This is a genomic window from Accumulibacter sp. (assembly GCF_029255125.1).
Classification (GTDB): domain Bacteria; phylum Pseudomonadota; class Gammaproteobacteria; order Burkholderiales; family Rhodocyclaceae; genus Accumulibacter.
In genome coordinates this window covers 27,018-41,590 of the sequence record NZ_JAPUVR010000140.1, presented here as the reverse complement: position 1 = coordinate 41,590, position 14,573 = coordinate 27,018, and the positions used below count along the sequence as shown (strand labels likewise).

11 protein-coding genes and 1 other RNA gene are annotated in these 14,573 nt (G+C 62.7%); 2 read left to right on the top strand and 10 right to left on the bottom strand.

Annotated elements, in window-relative coordinates; translation table 11 throughout:
- Positions 1–130: 130 nt before the first annotated feature.
- Entirely contained in the window at positions 131–1,774 is a 1,644-nt protein-coding gene (locus Q1L59_RS15610; RefSeq protein ID WP_300333937.1) for an NAD-binding protein, read from the bottom strand.
- A 784-nt stretch (positions 1,775–2,558) separates the two neighbouring features.
- Between Q1L59_RS15610 and Q1L59_RS15605 the strand changes: the two genes are divergently transcribed.
- Together Q1L59_RS15605 and Q1L59_RS15600 are read left to right on the top strand one after the other, a co-directional pair.
- On the top strand, positions 2,559–4,052 hold the full coding sequence (locus Q1L59_RS15605; protein ID WP_300333936.1) for a bifunctional aminoglycoside phosphotransferase/ATP-binding protein: 1,494 nt from the start codon (positions 2,559–2,561) through the stop codon (positions 4,050–4,052).
- Positions 4,053–4,544: 492 nt separating this feature from the next.
- Positions 4,545–4,961, top strand: a complete 417-nt coding sequence (locus Q1L59_RS15600; RefSeq protein ID WP_300333935.1) for a hypothetical protein — start codon at positions 4,545–4,547, stop codon at positions 4,959–4,961.
- Between the two features lie 104 nt (positions 4,962–5,065).
- Here the strand turns inward: Q1L59_RS15600 and ssrA are convergent.
- The 9 genes from ssrA to Q1L59_RS15555 form a co-directional block, all read right to left on the bottom strand.
- Positions 5,066–5,370, bottom strand: a transfer-messenger RNA (tmRNA) gene (gene ssrA, locus Q1L59_RS15595).
- A gap of 57 nt (positions 5,371–5,427) precedes the next feature.
- Positions 5,428–6,873, bottom strand: coding sequence for a metallophosphoesterase (locus Q1L59_RS15590; RefSeq protein ID WP_300333933.1), 1,446 nt, complete (start codon positions 6,871–6,873; stop codon positions 5,428–5,430).
- Positions 6,873–7,490: a serine/threonine protein phosphatase gene (locus Q1L59_RS15585; RefSeq protein WP_300333931.1), complete on the bottom strand. Its 618-nt coding sequence runs from the start codon at positions 7,488–7,490 to the stop codon at positions 6,873–6,875. Before Q1L59_RS15585 ends, Q1L59_RS15590 begins: the two co-directional genes overlap by 1 nt.
- A 139-nt stretch (positions 7,491–7,629) precedes the next feature.
- On the bottom strand, positions 7,630–8,265 hold the full coding sequence (locus Q1L59_RS15580) for a DUF47 family protein (RefSeq protein ID WP_300333930.1): 636 nt from the start codon (positions 8,263–8,265) through the stop codon (positions 7,630–7,632).
- A 112-nt stretch (positions 8,266–8,377) separates the two neighbouring features.
- Complete coding sequence (locus Q1L59_RS15575) at positions 8,378–9,391, bottom strand: inorganic phosphate transporter (protein WP_300333929.1); 1,014 nt, start codon at positions 9,389–9,391, stop codon at positions 8,378–8,380.
- 13 nt (positions 9,392–9,404) lie between these two features.
- Entirely contained in the window at positions 9,405–10,043 is a 639-nt protein-coding gene (locus Q1L59_RS15570; RefSeq protein ID WP_300333928.1) for a DUF47 family protein, read from the bottom strand.
- 208 nt (positions 10,044–10,251) lie between these two features.
- The gene (locus Q1L59_RS15565) at positions 10,252–10,917 is read right to left on the bottom strand and encodes a hypothetical protein (protein WP_300333927.1); all 666 of its coding nucleotides are present in this window, start codon (positions 10,915–10,917) and stop codon (positions 10,252–10,254) included.
- A complete protein-coding gene (locus Q1L59_RS15560) occupies positions 10,917–11,576 on the bottom strand; it encodes an AAA family ATPase (protein WP_300334021.1) in 660 nt (219 codons plus the stop codon). Before Q1L59_RS15560 ends, Q1L59_RS15565 begins: the two co-directional genes overlap by 1 nt.
- 265 nt (positions 11,577–11,841) lie before the next feature.
- Complete coding sequence (locus Q1L59_RS15555) at positions 11,842–14,541, bottom strand: LuxR C-terminal-related transcriptional regulator (RefSeq protein WP_300333925.1); 2,700 nt, start codon at positions 14,539–14,541, stop codon at positions 11,842–11,844.
- Positions 14,542–14,573 lie beyond the last annotated feature (32 nt).

Genomic DNA, 14,573 nt, shown 5'->3' with positions numbered 1-14,573 from the left:
GCGAGAACTCCCGGCGGCAAACGGCTTTCCCAGCCGCGCCGATTGCTCGCGCGCCATGGCGAATCCCTTACATCACACCATATTCGCGGACCGGAGTAAACCGGCTCGCCCATGGTCGGTCCATGATCGGTCACAGCCGCGGGCCATGAACCGGAGTGGTCCTGAACTCGCGGACGAAAGACGTCAGCTCCGCGCTGGTCCCACAAACGAGCACGCTGTCGTCGGCGCGGAGCGAAAAATCGTCTTCGAAGTCGACGATCACACCCGGCCCGCGCTCGACCGCCACCACCAGCGCGCCCGCCCGCTCGCGCACCCGGCCGCGTACCGGGTGCCCGCCGACCAGCGCCCCGGGTGAAACGCGGATGAACCTGAGGCGACTATCGATCGCCACCGCCTGTTCCCCACGCAAGTAATAGCTCAGCGTACGCCCGGCAATCTGACCGAGCGAGAGAGCGCAATCGGCACCAGCCTGGTAGAGACGGGCAACATTCGCGGTTCGCTCGGCGCGAACGATCAATGGAACCTCCGGCGCGTGATCGCGCACCACCGCCGTAGCAAAAATCGCCTCGCTATCGTTGCTCAAGGCGAGAACGACGGCACTCGCCCAACACACTCTAGCGCGCTCCAGGGTGGCATGCTCAAGGACGTTGCCGACGACATCGACACCCGGAATTGGCTGCCGATCGACCACCGTGGTCGTTTCGCCAGCCTCGATCAGCAGTTCGACCAGCCGCCGACCGACAACACCGTAACCCGCAACAACGATCGGCCCGCGGCGACGAACAGGTATTGCCAACCGTTCCACCTTCGCCAGATTGGCATGCGCACCGACAACGACCAGAATCGCGCCCGGCTCGATCCGCGTCTCCGAACGCACGGCAGCCGCGAAGCTACCGTTGACCCACTGCCCGATGACGGTCACTCCGTGCCGTACGCGCAGGTGCAGATCGCTCAGGCGCACACCAGCCAGCGGGCTACTCGCCCGCACGCGAAATTCGGCAACGCCCACCTGACTGTTTAACAGGCGCAGGCCCTCGATCGGCGGGCTGATATGCGTGCTGGCCCGGGCAGCGAGGCCTGCGACCAACACCGGCAAGGGGGTAAGCACCTCGGAAGCGCCCACTTGGAGAAGTGGCGGACGGTACGGCAGATCTTCAGCGAGGGCGTAGATCGGCCCTTCGAAACCGTTCTCGCGGGCGCTCAGAATGCACATTGCATTTCCCTGATCGGGCCCGTTGGCGACCAGCGCACGCGCACCTTCAACGCCGCTCAGCAAACGCGAATCGTCATCCATCTTGCCGAACACGACATCGTAGCCGCGATTCCGCAAACGCCGGGCCAGCGCCATGTCCTCCTCGACGATAACGAAGGCAGTACCGCTTTGCTGGCACTCGTCGAGGACCGATTCGATCGTCGAACTGTAGTGATAGAACAGGATGACGTCGCGCATTGGCGGCAGACAATGCGGCAAGCGTGCCTCGAAACGCTCCTCCAGATAAGGCCGCAGACAAAATGGAATGGCCAGGACCAGGAACAGCATCCCGAACAGCTGGGCGAGAATGGTCAGGGTAACCGTCAGCGGATGAGTTCCGCGCGCGAGTATGCCCGAACCGGCACCCGACAACATGGCCAGGGCCCATTCCAGGGCAGACCAGAAATCGGTCTCTCTACCCTCGAGGTGCTCCGCCGCAAGCACGAAGAGGCTGCCGAAAACGACGACGGCCACCGGTACGGTGAGCAGAACCAGGACCAGACGCCACCTCGATCGCTGCAAGCTGCAAGTCTCCTTTCGCATCACCGAACGCCGCCGGGTCGCTAGCCGCCACCCGTGGCAGCGGCAAGTATCCGCAGAAAGGAGTGTGCCGTCAAACGCTTAGCGCACTTCCTCGGAGCCCGCGCGGAACCCGTTTGGGCAGGTTCTCGCTTGCTGCGCCCGGCCAGCGCCGAGCCGTCGGAAACTACGATCATTAAACCAATCTCCTGAAAGCCCGGTACCGGTGATCCTGGGCGCCGTGCACGAGCGCCTGACAGGACAGGTGATTTATCCGGGCCGTGGGTGTAGATTGCGCTCTGGGCAGGGAGCCGAACACCTCCCGGGCGAACGGGTGGTGTGCCGAACGCTGGGCATGGCCAATCGATGAGCAATCCGGCCCGGCGGTCACCAATCGTTCGCCCAAGCCTTTTGGAGTTCCTGGCATGTATCTGAATTTCCTTGCGATCTGGCGGCCCCTAGCCAGTCCGAGCGTTTCTCTCCGCGATCGCGGCGTGCTCGCAGCCGGCGGCGGAAGTACCGGTGTCGGCGGCCAGCGTCAAGAGAAATTCCCGGGCAAGCACCTGGCTGTAGGCCCTGCACTCGAGTCTAGCGAGATTCTTGCTCCAGCTTTGTGCACTGGTTCCGCTTCAGGCTTCATTCGCGCGCACACGGAAGGAGCCCGCAGGAGGATGCTTCGCACTGCGCACAGTATCGGCTTGCCGGCCGTCGAGCGCGTCTCGCCTTGGCGCCGTCGGGCGCGGTGCTGTGCAGCCATCGCCGAGCCGTGCGAATTGCAGGAGATTTGATGAGCGAAGCTTTACCACCTCTGATCCGTGCCCTTCTGAACCCCCGCTGCTACCCCGAACCGGCAGCGACAGTTGACCTGGTCGAAACGCACGCCTCCTGGGTACTCCTCGCCGGCAGTTTCGCCTACAAGATCAAGAAGCCCGTCGTCTTGCCCTTTCTTGACTATGGCACGCTCGACCGGCGCTTGGCTTGCTGCTCCGCCGAACTGCAGCTCAACCGCCGTTTTGCCCCCGACCTCTACCTCGAGGTGGTCAGTATCGTCGACGGAGACGCCGGTCCCCAGATCGGCGGATCGGGCAAGCCACTCGAGTATGCCGTGAAAATGCGCCGCTTCGCGGAAAGTGGACGCCTCGACCGGCTTTGCGTGCACCGCCATCTGTTTCCAGAACACATCTCCGAGCTCGGCACAGCGATCGCCACCTTTCACCAAGCAGCGGCGGTCGCACCACCAACGAGCGAATTTGGTCGACCAGAGCTGGTGCGCGCCCAGGTGTTGGACAACTTCACCGAGCTCGAAGCGCTGCTCCCCGATGGCCCGATACAGGCGCAGCTCAATTCGCTCGCTGCTTGGTCGTTGCGTGACTTCACTCGCCTGACGCCACAGCTTGCGGCCCGCCGCGCTGGCGGCCGAATACGCGAGTGCCATGGCGACCTGCACTTGGGCAACCTGGTGCTGATTGGATCGCGCGTCAGACCTTTCGACTGTATCGAATTCAGTGAAGTCCTGCGCTGGATTGACGTTGCAAGCGAGATCGCATTCACCTACATCGATCTCCTTAGCCACCAGCAGTCGGCACTGGCTGGCTGGTTCATCAACGAGTGGCTGAGCGCCAGCGGCGATTATGGCGCGCTTGCCGTTCTGCGCTTCTACGCGGTGTATCGCGCTCTCGTGCGCGCCAAGATCGAAGCGGTGCGGGCCGCGCAGCGGTCGGACGAACTGTCTGCCGCCAGCCAGTACCTCGCACTTGGCCTCCGCCTCACGCAAGCTCGCGCCCGACGACTGATCATCACACACGGCGTCGCTGGCTGCGGCAAGAGCCGCGCCGCGCGCCGACTCGTTCTGCAGGATGCCGGCGCGTCAACCATCCGCCTGCGCTCGGATGTCGAGCGAAAACGCCTGTTCGGCCTGGCAGCAACCGCCGACAGCAAGTCGCCGGTCGATCGTGGAATCTACTCGACCGAGGCGAGCGAACGAACCTATTCCCGTTTGCATGATATGGCCGCCGAGGCTCTGGCCCACGGTTGGTCAGCAGTGGTGGACGCAGCCTTCCTCGAACGTTCATGGCGCGAGCGCTTTCATGAATTGGCCAAGAGCACTGGCGTGCCATTTCACATCGTCGCCCCGCAAGCCAGCGAAGCGCAACTGCGCGCGCGCATCCGGCGCCGCCGCGCCCGCGGACATGACGCGTCGGAAGCGAGCGCCGCCGTCCTGGTGCGACAGATGGCTCGTATCGAAGGGCTGACCGATCAGGAACGCCGGCATCTGCTCTAGTTGGCGCGCGACAGCAAGGCCCGGCGATCTGTCGGAAAACTTTACACGCGGCTCGCAGAAGGCTTTTGATTCGTATCCTACTGTACTGTTTTATCGGAACAAGCAGAGCCTTGTGAGAGGCGGCACGAATTTTGCTTTGACGACTTACGAACGTTCCCGGTGAGGCCTCGCAAGTTTGTCGAGGACGCCAGCAGCCATGGCCGCGTCAGACAGAACGCGATCGAGCTCGCCCAGTGGGCCACGGTGCAAGGGTGCAAGGGTGCGTTGCGTGATCGGCGAAGCCCAGCAAGGGAATCTCTGCGACCACCGGTGTGCGCCAGCTTACGGTCTGACGTCCATACGAAAGTCACCGGCCCAGGCAGGCCATCGGTGAGACGCAAGGCGGGCGCGCGCAAGGGTGGTTTCGCTCGAAACGGTGTACAACGCTTTTTTTTGGCGTAAAATCATATCCTGTTGTAGTACGTCGCGATTTGGTCGGGTCGGGGAGCACTAATGAATATCCTCAATAACTGGAAGATTCTTGAACTGATCACCCGTGAAGGCGAAACCCTTGTGTGTATTGAAGGAAGGGTCTACGGAAGCAATCCTCGGTTTCCCTCGTCTTCGCACATCAGGACTTCCCCGGTCACCGGTTACAGCCTTGAGTCGAACTCAATGGTCGTCACGACCAAGCGTGGCTCCGAATACCTTCTGGGTAAGCCCGACCCGTCCGAAACATTTGCCCAGCAACGCCTGATCCGCCGTCTGGCTCGCCTGCGCCAATCCCCGCCTTCCAAGTTCAACGCACTCGAATCGCAACTGACCGACTACAACAACTCCCATCGTGACGGTGAGCCGCTAGGCGAAGCGGAGCGTAACGAAGTCGATGAACAGATCAACAGCTTCCTGACGACCGCAGAGAACCGATAGGACAGCCGCCGAGCGACGACGGGCACGACGCGATGCCGCATCGCTAGACGCTCATAGCTCCTAGACCCTCGTAGCTCGCGGTAACGCGCGAGCCATCTTCCAAATGACGACGGGGACCGAAGCCCCCGCCGATAGCCATTCTGTTTATCGGGCGGCTACGCCCTCAGCAAGCCTTAAGCGGCCAGTGCGAAACGCTCATCGTTGGCGTTTGTGGTTTTGCGCGGATTACGTCCGTCGCCTCTCGGGTCGCCTGCTCGCCATATTTCACCCTGTCGAAACCAGTACACCCCCGTAGTGGTGGAGGTGGCGGGAATCGAACCCGCGTCCAAAGCGCTTCCGGTTTGCCGGAATTACGACCATAGTTGGATTATAGTCCACGTACGATCGAACACCAAGCTAAGGCGCAGGACGCAAATCGCCGTCCTACCTGCGCGCTGGCAGCGCGGACTGCGTCAGCCAAGCTCGTCTAGGCCAGTGCGTTGATCATTGAGCTCAAAGCGTCCACCGGATAGATCAGGGGTATCATCCTACCGCCAACACGCGCAAAGACCCCTACGGTGTTCGGGCACGCGCTGAACAGGACATGATGGTTTTCGATTCCGTCGACGTTCAGCCAAACCGTCGCCTCGTTGTCGATTGGCGTGTGACCGACGATCAACGGCGTGGCCGGATCAAGGTGCAACGAATGGCGGAACTTCGCTACGTTGCGCCCACTGTAGCCAAGCGGGCGATTAGGCCGGCGCAGGCGATTACTGGTCAGTTCAGAGATCAGGCTGGGATTCTGATGGATCTCGATCAGCATCTGCCGAGTCACCTTGCTGGTTGGAGGCGCCGCGTGGCAGGCGATGAAATCGGGCGAGACAACTACGTAAGGCAAGAGGTCATAAAACTCCTGCATCGCTTTCAGGTACGACGGACCGCGTTTGAGACTGAGTTCCTTCGCCCACAACAGTCCTTGTGGGATCCCGTCCTTGGCCAAATCCTCGGAAAACGAGTCATGGTTACCGCGGAGGTAGAAGACTTGGCTGGGAAAGCACAGCTTCAGGCGGAGGATCAGATCCATCAGGACCATCGAGCTTTCCATCTCGGCCAGTTGTCCGTCGAGCTCGCAATGGACGGCATCGCCAAGAATGACGAGCGCCGCGCAGCCCTCCTCCAGCGCGTCGAGGAAGGCGTTCTGAGCCAATACGGTGAGCAGGTTGTCGACCTGCGCGTGCAGGTCGGCGACGATGACCGGGGTCATGCTGCGCGGCAAAGCGATCAGTCCGCCAGGCAGACCGCGTTCGTCGGTCGAACGGTATGCTTCGCTGCGCATCAAGCGGTTGACCTGCTCGATCAGCGGCAATGCGTCGTCGCGCGGCAGCAGTTCGATCGGTCCACCTATGATTTCGCGCAGCCGCCGCAGCCGACCGATTCGGCTCAAACCGACACTGTCGATGACCGGCGCAATCGCCGTCCCCGCGTCGCTCAGATTGCGGAAAATGAGTTCATCTCGACCGTAGATCAGCACCATGTGCTGCTCGTCGATTGCCGCGGGATAGTCGAAAATGACCTTCTGGAGTTCGTCGCTTGATCCCAGGGCAAGCCAGCTCTTCGGACTCAGGCGCACGAAGCCACTGATCCGGCGCATATACGTGCGCGGGTCGACAATGATGAAGCTCTCCAGCCAGACCGGCTTCCCCTCCCGATCCAGGCGGTTCTCGCGGTACAGATGAAGCCGCCGATCATTCAGTCCGAGCGTGATCTCGATAGGAACGGCGTCAAGGGGTACCCGCACTTTCGTGCTTCCGAGGCGGTAGGCTTCGCCGTGCTTCAGGTTGTGGCCCCAACCAAAACCGAAGCGAGCCAGAACCCCCTTGATCCGGGCCAGGAGACTCGATAGCTTGCGTGCCCGCCAGCTCCTGCGCCTCATCACGGCTGAGACTGGGCGGTCACAAAGCGCTGGGGGGGACAATCCGTCGTCTCGCGGTGGTAGACGTAGAACCCTCGCGCGTGCAGAAACTCGGCGACACGCCGGAAGACATCGAGTTGCGCCGCACAGATCGCAAGACTGATCTGGCTGTCGATCGGGTGCGTGCTCTCCTGCGCGCGCGCGGTGCGTCGCGCCAGCAGCAAGTCGGCCGGAGGTAGAAGGAACTCGAAAACGTAACGCCGGTACCAGTCGACCGAAAAGAAGTAGCGCTTGCCTGGCGGCAGGATGATGCGCGCAAAATCGACCGGTGGGAAAGGTGTGCTTTGCAAGAATTCGCCGTCAAAGACCGCGGCTGCGCTCGGCAGCCCGATGAAAGGCATCCCGAGGTGTATTTCGCGCGGCCGGACGGCCAGGATCTCCGAACGCCACCAATGCTTGCGACCGAGGTCGAGATAGCCCTCTTCCGACCAGCCGCCTAGGCGCATGATCAATGTGCTCTTGCCGGCGCCCGGCGGGCCGGTCACCAGAATCTGACCGGGTCGTATGTCACCGGGGAAAGAGATCCCCTTGACCTCTTGAAGCGAAGCAACGACTGCGCTGCTGGCCAAGACGGACATCGCCGCCTGCTCACACGACGTCCGACAGCACGGTGCGCCGCGCTGCTCCTGCGAGAAGACCAGTCGTCGGCGCCCAAGCGAACAACGCCGGCCGGGCAGTCACCGGCCGGCGCACGATCGGCGCGCCAGACAAACAAGCTCAGGCATTCTGCAGCAGGATTTCCTCGAGGGTTTGCGCCGCCTTCTTGGTTGCCCGCAGCACCTTCTCCTGCAGCGAATAGAACTGTCGCATGCGCATCGCCCGCATGGCGGCACGCTCGTCACCCTCGGCATCGAACAGGGCTTTGATCGCCTTGTAGATCACGGCGACCGACTTCTCCTCGATGCGCTCGATCTCGACACAGAGGTTCACCGTTTCCTGATTGCGCTCGCGCTCCTTCAGCGACGCGATGGCGCGCGTCAGACGCGTGCAGGCATCAACGGTCATCGACGCCAACTCGTGCGACTCGCGGCTTGATTCGGTGATGTTGTAGATGCTGACCGCCTGCGCGACATCCTGCACCTTGTTCATTACGCTGTCGATGTCCAGCGTCAGGGCATAGACTTGGTCGCGATTCAGCGGCGTGACGAACGACTTGTGCAGCATGGTCATCAGGTCAGCTTTGATCTGGTCCGAACTTGCCTCGTTCATGTTGATCTCCTCGACCAGCGCAGCGACATCGCCCTGACTGACCCCCAGACTGCTGACCAGGCGCAGCATGGCGCTGGCACCCGCCAGAACGCGCTCGCTGTGTGCCGCGAGAAGCTCAAAAAACTCGGACCGCTTGGGTAACATGATTACCTCCCTTTATTGACTTTGGTGACAACGATTGACTGGGTAGCATTACTTCAGGCGCTCGACGCCCCGTCGCCGGGGCGTCATGCTCTGTCCGGGGACTCTCCCTGCCTTACAGGAACTTCGTCCCGATATACCAGAACAGCGCGGCGATCAGGCCAGAAGCCGGAATCGTCAGCACCCAGGCAACGAGCAGATTGGCGGTAATCGCCCAACGCACGGCCTTGACATCGGTGGCCGCGCCGACGCCGATGATCGCGCCGGTAATCGTGTGCGTCGTCGACACCGGGATCCCACCCAGCGTTGCCAGTCCAAGCGTAATCGCGCCGCCCATCGAGGCGCACGAACCGCTGATCGAGTTGAGCTTGGTGATCTTCGTGCCCATCGTCTTGACGATCCGCCAACCGCCGAGATATGTTCCCCAGGCGATGGCAAAATAGCACGAGTAAATAACCCACGTCGGCAGCGTCGACTGATCCTTGGTCGCCACGCCGGCAGTAATCAGCAGCAGCCAGATGATGCCGATCGTCTTCTGCGCATCGTTCCCGCCATGCCCCAGGCTGTACGCGGCAGCGGCAAAAAGCTGGCCGCCCTTGAACCACTTCCCTGCCTGATACGGCGACTGATTCCTGAATATCCAGGCGACCAGGACCATCAGAAGCCCACCGATGATCACCCCGACCAGCGGCGAGATGATGATGAACGCCAGGATCTTGCCGAAACCTTCCCAGACGATCGGTGCACCCGAACCCGCCTTGGCAACGGTGGCGCCGACCAGCCCGCCAACCAGCGCGTGCGACGACGACGACGGGATGCCGTAATACCAAGTGATGATATTCCACGCCAAGGCGCCGATCAAGGCACCAAAAATGACGTAGTAATCGACGAACTTGGGGTCGACCGTGCCCTTGCCGATGGTCGCCGCTACCTTGAGCTGAAACACCCAGAGCGCGGCAAAGTTGAAGAATGCGGCAAACAGCACCGCCTGCTTGGGGGTCAGCGCGCCGGTCGCGACGATCGTCGAGATGGAGTTCGCGCCATCATGAAACCCGTTCATGAAGTCGAACGCGAGCGCTACTGCGATCAGCAGCGCCAGCGTCCAGATGCTCATATTTAGGCCTTCCATTTTCGGCTACCTCTCAGGAGTTTTCGATCAGGATCTCTTCGATCATCTTCGCCGAGTCCTGGCAGGCATCGAGCACGGCTTCCTGCAGAGAATAGAATTCCCGCATCTTCATCGTCTGCCAGACGTTGGCGCCCTCCTTGAAGAGCGCGGTGATCGCCTTGTGCTGAACCTTGTCGGCCTTCGATTCGATCTCCTCGATTTCCTTGCACAGGTTCAGTGTTTCTTCGCCGCGATTCTTGTCGGCCAGAGCGGCAACTGCCCGGCTCAAGCGCATGCAGGCATCGGCACTCAGCGCCGCCATTTCGCGCGCTTCGACCGTCGACTGCGTGATGTTGTACATGCCCAGCGCGTTGGCCACGCTCTGCAGTACGTTCAGCGTCATGTCGAGATCGCTGACCAGCGCATGAATCTGGTCGCGGTTGATCGGCGTCGTGAAGGACTGGTGCAGGCGCTCGATGACCTTGGCCTTGATCTGGTCGCCATTGTGCTCGTGTTCATTGACTTCCGCGACGAGCGCCGCGAGGTTTGCACCGCCATCCCCCAACCCATTGATCAGACGCAACGTGGCATTCGCGCCGGCCACCACCTGTTCCGCGTGGGCCGCGAGAAGTTCGAAAAATTCCTTGCGTTGCGGCATCAGACTGCTAAACATACGACCTCCCTTGGTTAACTGCTCTGACGAGCACTATCACTGTCAATCAACAAAAAACCGGCGCACCGACGGTTTCCGGTGCGATTTCTGAACCCTGCCTGCATTCTTGCCATGATTTCCCTCCCGTGGCGGCGGCCGCACATGGCACCGGCGGCGCGCCGCGCTTGCGTTCCGGGCCCGGCTAGGGATTGGGTTGCGTCTGTCCCGCTTATCCCCTCTTCTTGCCCTTCCCGCTCGCTATCCTGGCCAGCCCGTCGACAGCGCCCCTCATTTGCTCGAGTGACTGCTCGGCAAACAGGCGAATCCCGGCACGCAGAATGTCGCCCCGGCTCGCCGCGCAACCGCCAAGCTTTGCCAGATTGGCGCGCACGCCTTCGATTGCCGCTTCCTCACTTTGCAAAATCTCGACGGACAAGCGGATGGCTTTATCGCGCTTGCCCTTCGCCGTGACGACCGGCTCGACCGGTCGCCCGGGTTTGCCCGACTTCTTGCCACCCGCACCGCCTTTGGCAGGCGGGACAGTCTTGTCAGCCTTGGCCAATGGCGCCGACTTCTTCGCGCCCTTGACCGGCGCTGCGTGATCACCCGCCGCCGGGGCTGGCGTCTTGCCCGCCGTCTTGTCGGTTGCGGCGGCTCTTGCCTTGCCCTTGCCGGCGGCAGGACGCTGGCCAGTCGACCGCGAGCCGCTGACCTGCGCAAGCGGCGTCACCGGCGTCTCCGCTGTCGGCGCCGGAGCGCTGGCCACCTCCGGGTCCGGCGGGACAAGCAGCGGCAGTTCGCTTGCTGCCAGACGTTCGCCCAAGGATTCGTCTTCCTTCTTGAGGCTGGCGCGCAACGCTGCCTTGTTGCTGGTATCGCTTCCCGATGTCGACATCATGTTTCTCCCAACTGTTTAAGGACTTCGGCAACCAGCTTGCGTACCTCCGCCTGGGCCGCTTCGGCGCCCGCGCCAAGCTGGAAGACAGATGCGCCCACGACCGCACTCTGCGCATAGGCATTGCGCTGGGCAAGCATCACGTCAAGGATTGGCAGAGTGAATTCGCGTAACAGGTCCAGGACATCACTGGCAAGCGCCGTGTTTTGCACGCGGTTGGGCACGATGCAGCCGTGCAGCCGGTGGCTTTGCTCCATTCGCTTGAGGATCAGGCGCTCGACGGCCAGCGTTGACCACAGGTCGGTCGGGCTCGGTACTGCCGGTACGATGGCGAGATGCGCCACCGCGAGCGCTGCCATGGTTGATGGGTGGGCTATCGACGGCGGCGTGTCGAGCACGACATAATCGGCCTCTCCCTGCAGGTCGACCACATGTTTGATCAGCTCGAGGCCCGACATCTTGCGCACATCCAGATGCAGTTTCGCATCGATCAAGGAGGCCGACTCGGCCCAGCGAAAGGCGCTCTCCTGCGGGTCCAGATCGATCAGCAGAGCCGATGCACCGATCGCGTGGAAGCCACCGCCGAGCTGCATCGCCACCGTCGTCTTCCCAGCTCCGCCCTTTTGCGAAACGACGGCAATCACCCTGCCTAATGGCATGGACATGAAACCTTTCCGAAAAACGCTTTGGCGAGAAGAATGTTCATAACGAACAATTATGCCACCGGCGGGAAAAGCGACAAGGCAAAAGACGGGTGATAACGGGCCATGAAATGGGCCATTTTTTTGTTCGGCAAGCTGGCCTGTGACGCAGGTCAAGGAAAAGCCGCTGGACGGCCGCAGCGGCCACTGAGCGCGCCTCGCGCCGCCGTGTCGCCAGGCGCCAATCGACCGGCCGGAACGCTTCAATCGGGGTGAAGCAGACTCAGCGATCGCCGATAAGTTTGAGGCTGCTGGCGCGGGTGACGGCGTCTCGCCGGTTCGATGCGCACAGCTTGCGGTAGATATTCTGTGTGTGGCGTTTGACCGTCGCCCGCGAGATGCACAGCTCTTCGGATATTTCGACGTTGCTCAGGCGCAGCGCCAACAGCTTGAGGATGCGCAGCTCGCGACGCGTCAGGTCGTCGCCAAGCTGGCGTCGGCCGCTGCTCAGCAGCAACTCGTCGTTGAGTCCGGAGAGAATCTGCGCGAGGTAGCGCGGTGCATCCCTCACCAGTTCGAGGCGCTTCAACGGTCGGACCAGGTCCTGCCCGAGGTCGACGAAGACCCGAATCAGGCCGCCTGGCCGGGCAAGCGCCACCGCCCGGGCAAGCCGCTCGCCAGTCGCTACTTGATCCCCGCGCAAGCAGGCAAGCATCGCCTGCAGCGCCAGCACCTCGATCAGGAAACGGTGGTTGTTACCGGCCGTCAGTTGCGATTCCAGCAAACGCAGAAGCTGCTCGGCCTGGTCAAGGCTCTCACCACTCCTTTGCGCGAGCCAGACGCGCGCCAGCGTCAAATGCGGGGCATTGAAGAAACGGTAGGCAAACTGCACGGGACCGGGATCGAAGTTGCCCGCCCAGTTCGCGGCATCGGCTGTACGGCCTTGGCGCAGGGCAAGGTCGGCCTGATAGGCGCGCGCGCGAAAAAGCGCCGGCAGATCTTCGTTACGTTCCAGATGTCGGCACAGTTCGTCGACGATGCCGCGCGCGCGCTCACCCTGACCAAGCGCCTGATAGACCGCAGCCAGCGCAATCGAGATCTCGCTCCGGTAGCCGAGAAGTGGCGCGCAAGTCGGATCCAGCGCAGGCAGCAAGGCCGCCTCAGCCTTGCCGAGTTCGTTGCGCTGATAGTGAGCAATCCCGACGAAATAGCGACCAAGTGCCATGTTGCCAGCACAGCCGGATCCCATGTCGTTCAGATCGAAGGCCTGATTCGCCGTCCACTGCAGCGCCGACAGATCCGCCGCCATCCACTCGATGAAACAGAGCGTGGCCGCCAGTGGCGCCTGGCAGGCGTTCACCGGACCGCTCGCATTGACCAACGCCGAACGCAGAAACTCGCGCGCGCCGAGCAGATCGCCGCTCATTTGCCGACCCGCGGCAAGCACGCTCTGCGCCAGCACGCGAGCATGCTGACAGTCGGCTGGGAGCAGCGCCAGTGCGCGTTCGGCGCCGGCAGTCGCTGCTCCCGCATGGCCGCTGAGGTACGCCTGGACGCTGCGTAGCGCCGTCAAGCTGCCGGCCAGGCCAGGCGCGTCGTTGGCAGGAACCACACTCGCAGCATCGTTGGTGCCGAGCAGAGCGTCGATGCGGTCGAGGACCGGCGCGGTTTCGATGTGCCGCCCTTGATGATGCATCAGCCAGGCTTTCAGCAGCAGCAACGCGGGGGTCTGCTCGACCGTATCGAGCGACAGTGCGCGCAAGCAGCGTGCCAGTTCGTGCCGGCGGTGTCGGCCGAGCAATTCATCGGCATGACGAGTCAGCAGACAGCCCGCGGCCGTATCGCCGCCAGCCGCGCGCGCATGGCGCACGGCTTCTGCCAGTTCGCCACGCGCTTCGCACCAGGTGGCAGCTCGCCAATGCAGTTGCGCGATTTCCTCGGGTGAGCAGAAGCGGGGCAATTGGCGCAACAAGAAGCCACGAAACAAACGGTGATAGCGAAACCAGTTGCCTTCGTCGTCGATGGCCTGGTACGGCACGTCGCCACCGAGGATGGCGCACACGAAAGCCTCAGCGCGCAGATCGGAAGCCTCTGTTCCGACATCCTCGCCGACCAGCGCCGCGTAGAGCTCAACGCAGCAGCGGCTGACCACCGCGGAGACGAGCAAGCCTCGGCGAATCTCGTCCGGTTGCTGCGTCAGAACGTCTTCGCGCAGATAGGCATCGACCCATTGCAACCCGCCGTCCAGCGCCGAAGCCCGATCGTCCAGCCGACCTCCGTGGCGCAGCGCCATCCCGACCAGGCGTGCGCCGACTGGCCAGCCCTCGGCGCACTGCTGCGCGAGAAGCTTCTCCGCGTCGCTCAGGCAGCGACCCGCGCAGCGCTCGATCAGATCGACCGATTGCTGCGCGTTGAACTCCAGCAGGCGCCCGCGCAGTTCACATAGCAGACCGCGCACGCCCAGTGTGGCGAGCGACAAGGGCGGCGCGCGGCGAGTGACGATGATCAGGCGCAGCGCGCTTGGCGGATGCGCCAGCAGACCGTCCAGCAAGGCGTGCGTGTCGGCCGAGTCGATGGCCTGGTAGTCGTCGAGAACGACCAGCAAGGGCTCGTTCAGCGCTTCCAGGTCGTTGCTGAGCAGCGCACCGAGGACGGCCAGCGACGGCTGCCCCTGCTCCAGAAGCCGCAGCGTTTCCTGGCATGCATCGGGCACGACCGTGCGCACGGCAGCAACCAGATAGGCGACGAAGCGCAGCGGATCGCTCTCCTCGCGCGTCAGCGAGAGCCAAGCCGCCGCAGGCACCCGCCTGCTCAGCCAGTGGGAGACGAGCAGCGTCTTGCCATAACCGGTAGGCGCCAGGACCAGCGTCAACGGCAAGTGGCTGCCTGCGTCCAGCCGTTCGCTCAGTTCGCTGCGTACGACATAGTCCGTGACAACCGGCGGACGATGCAGTCTGCTGCGCACGATCAGTACGGGTTGCATGCCCTCCAAGAGCGGCCGCCGTCAGTGCGGCG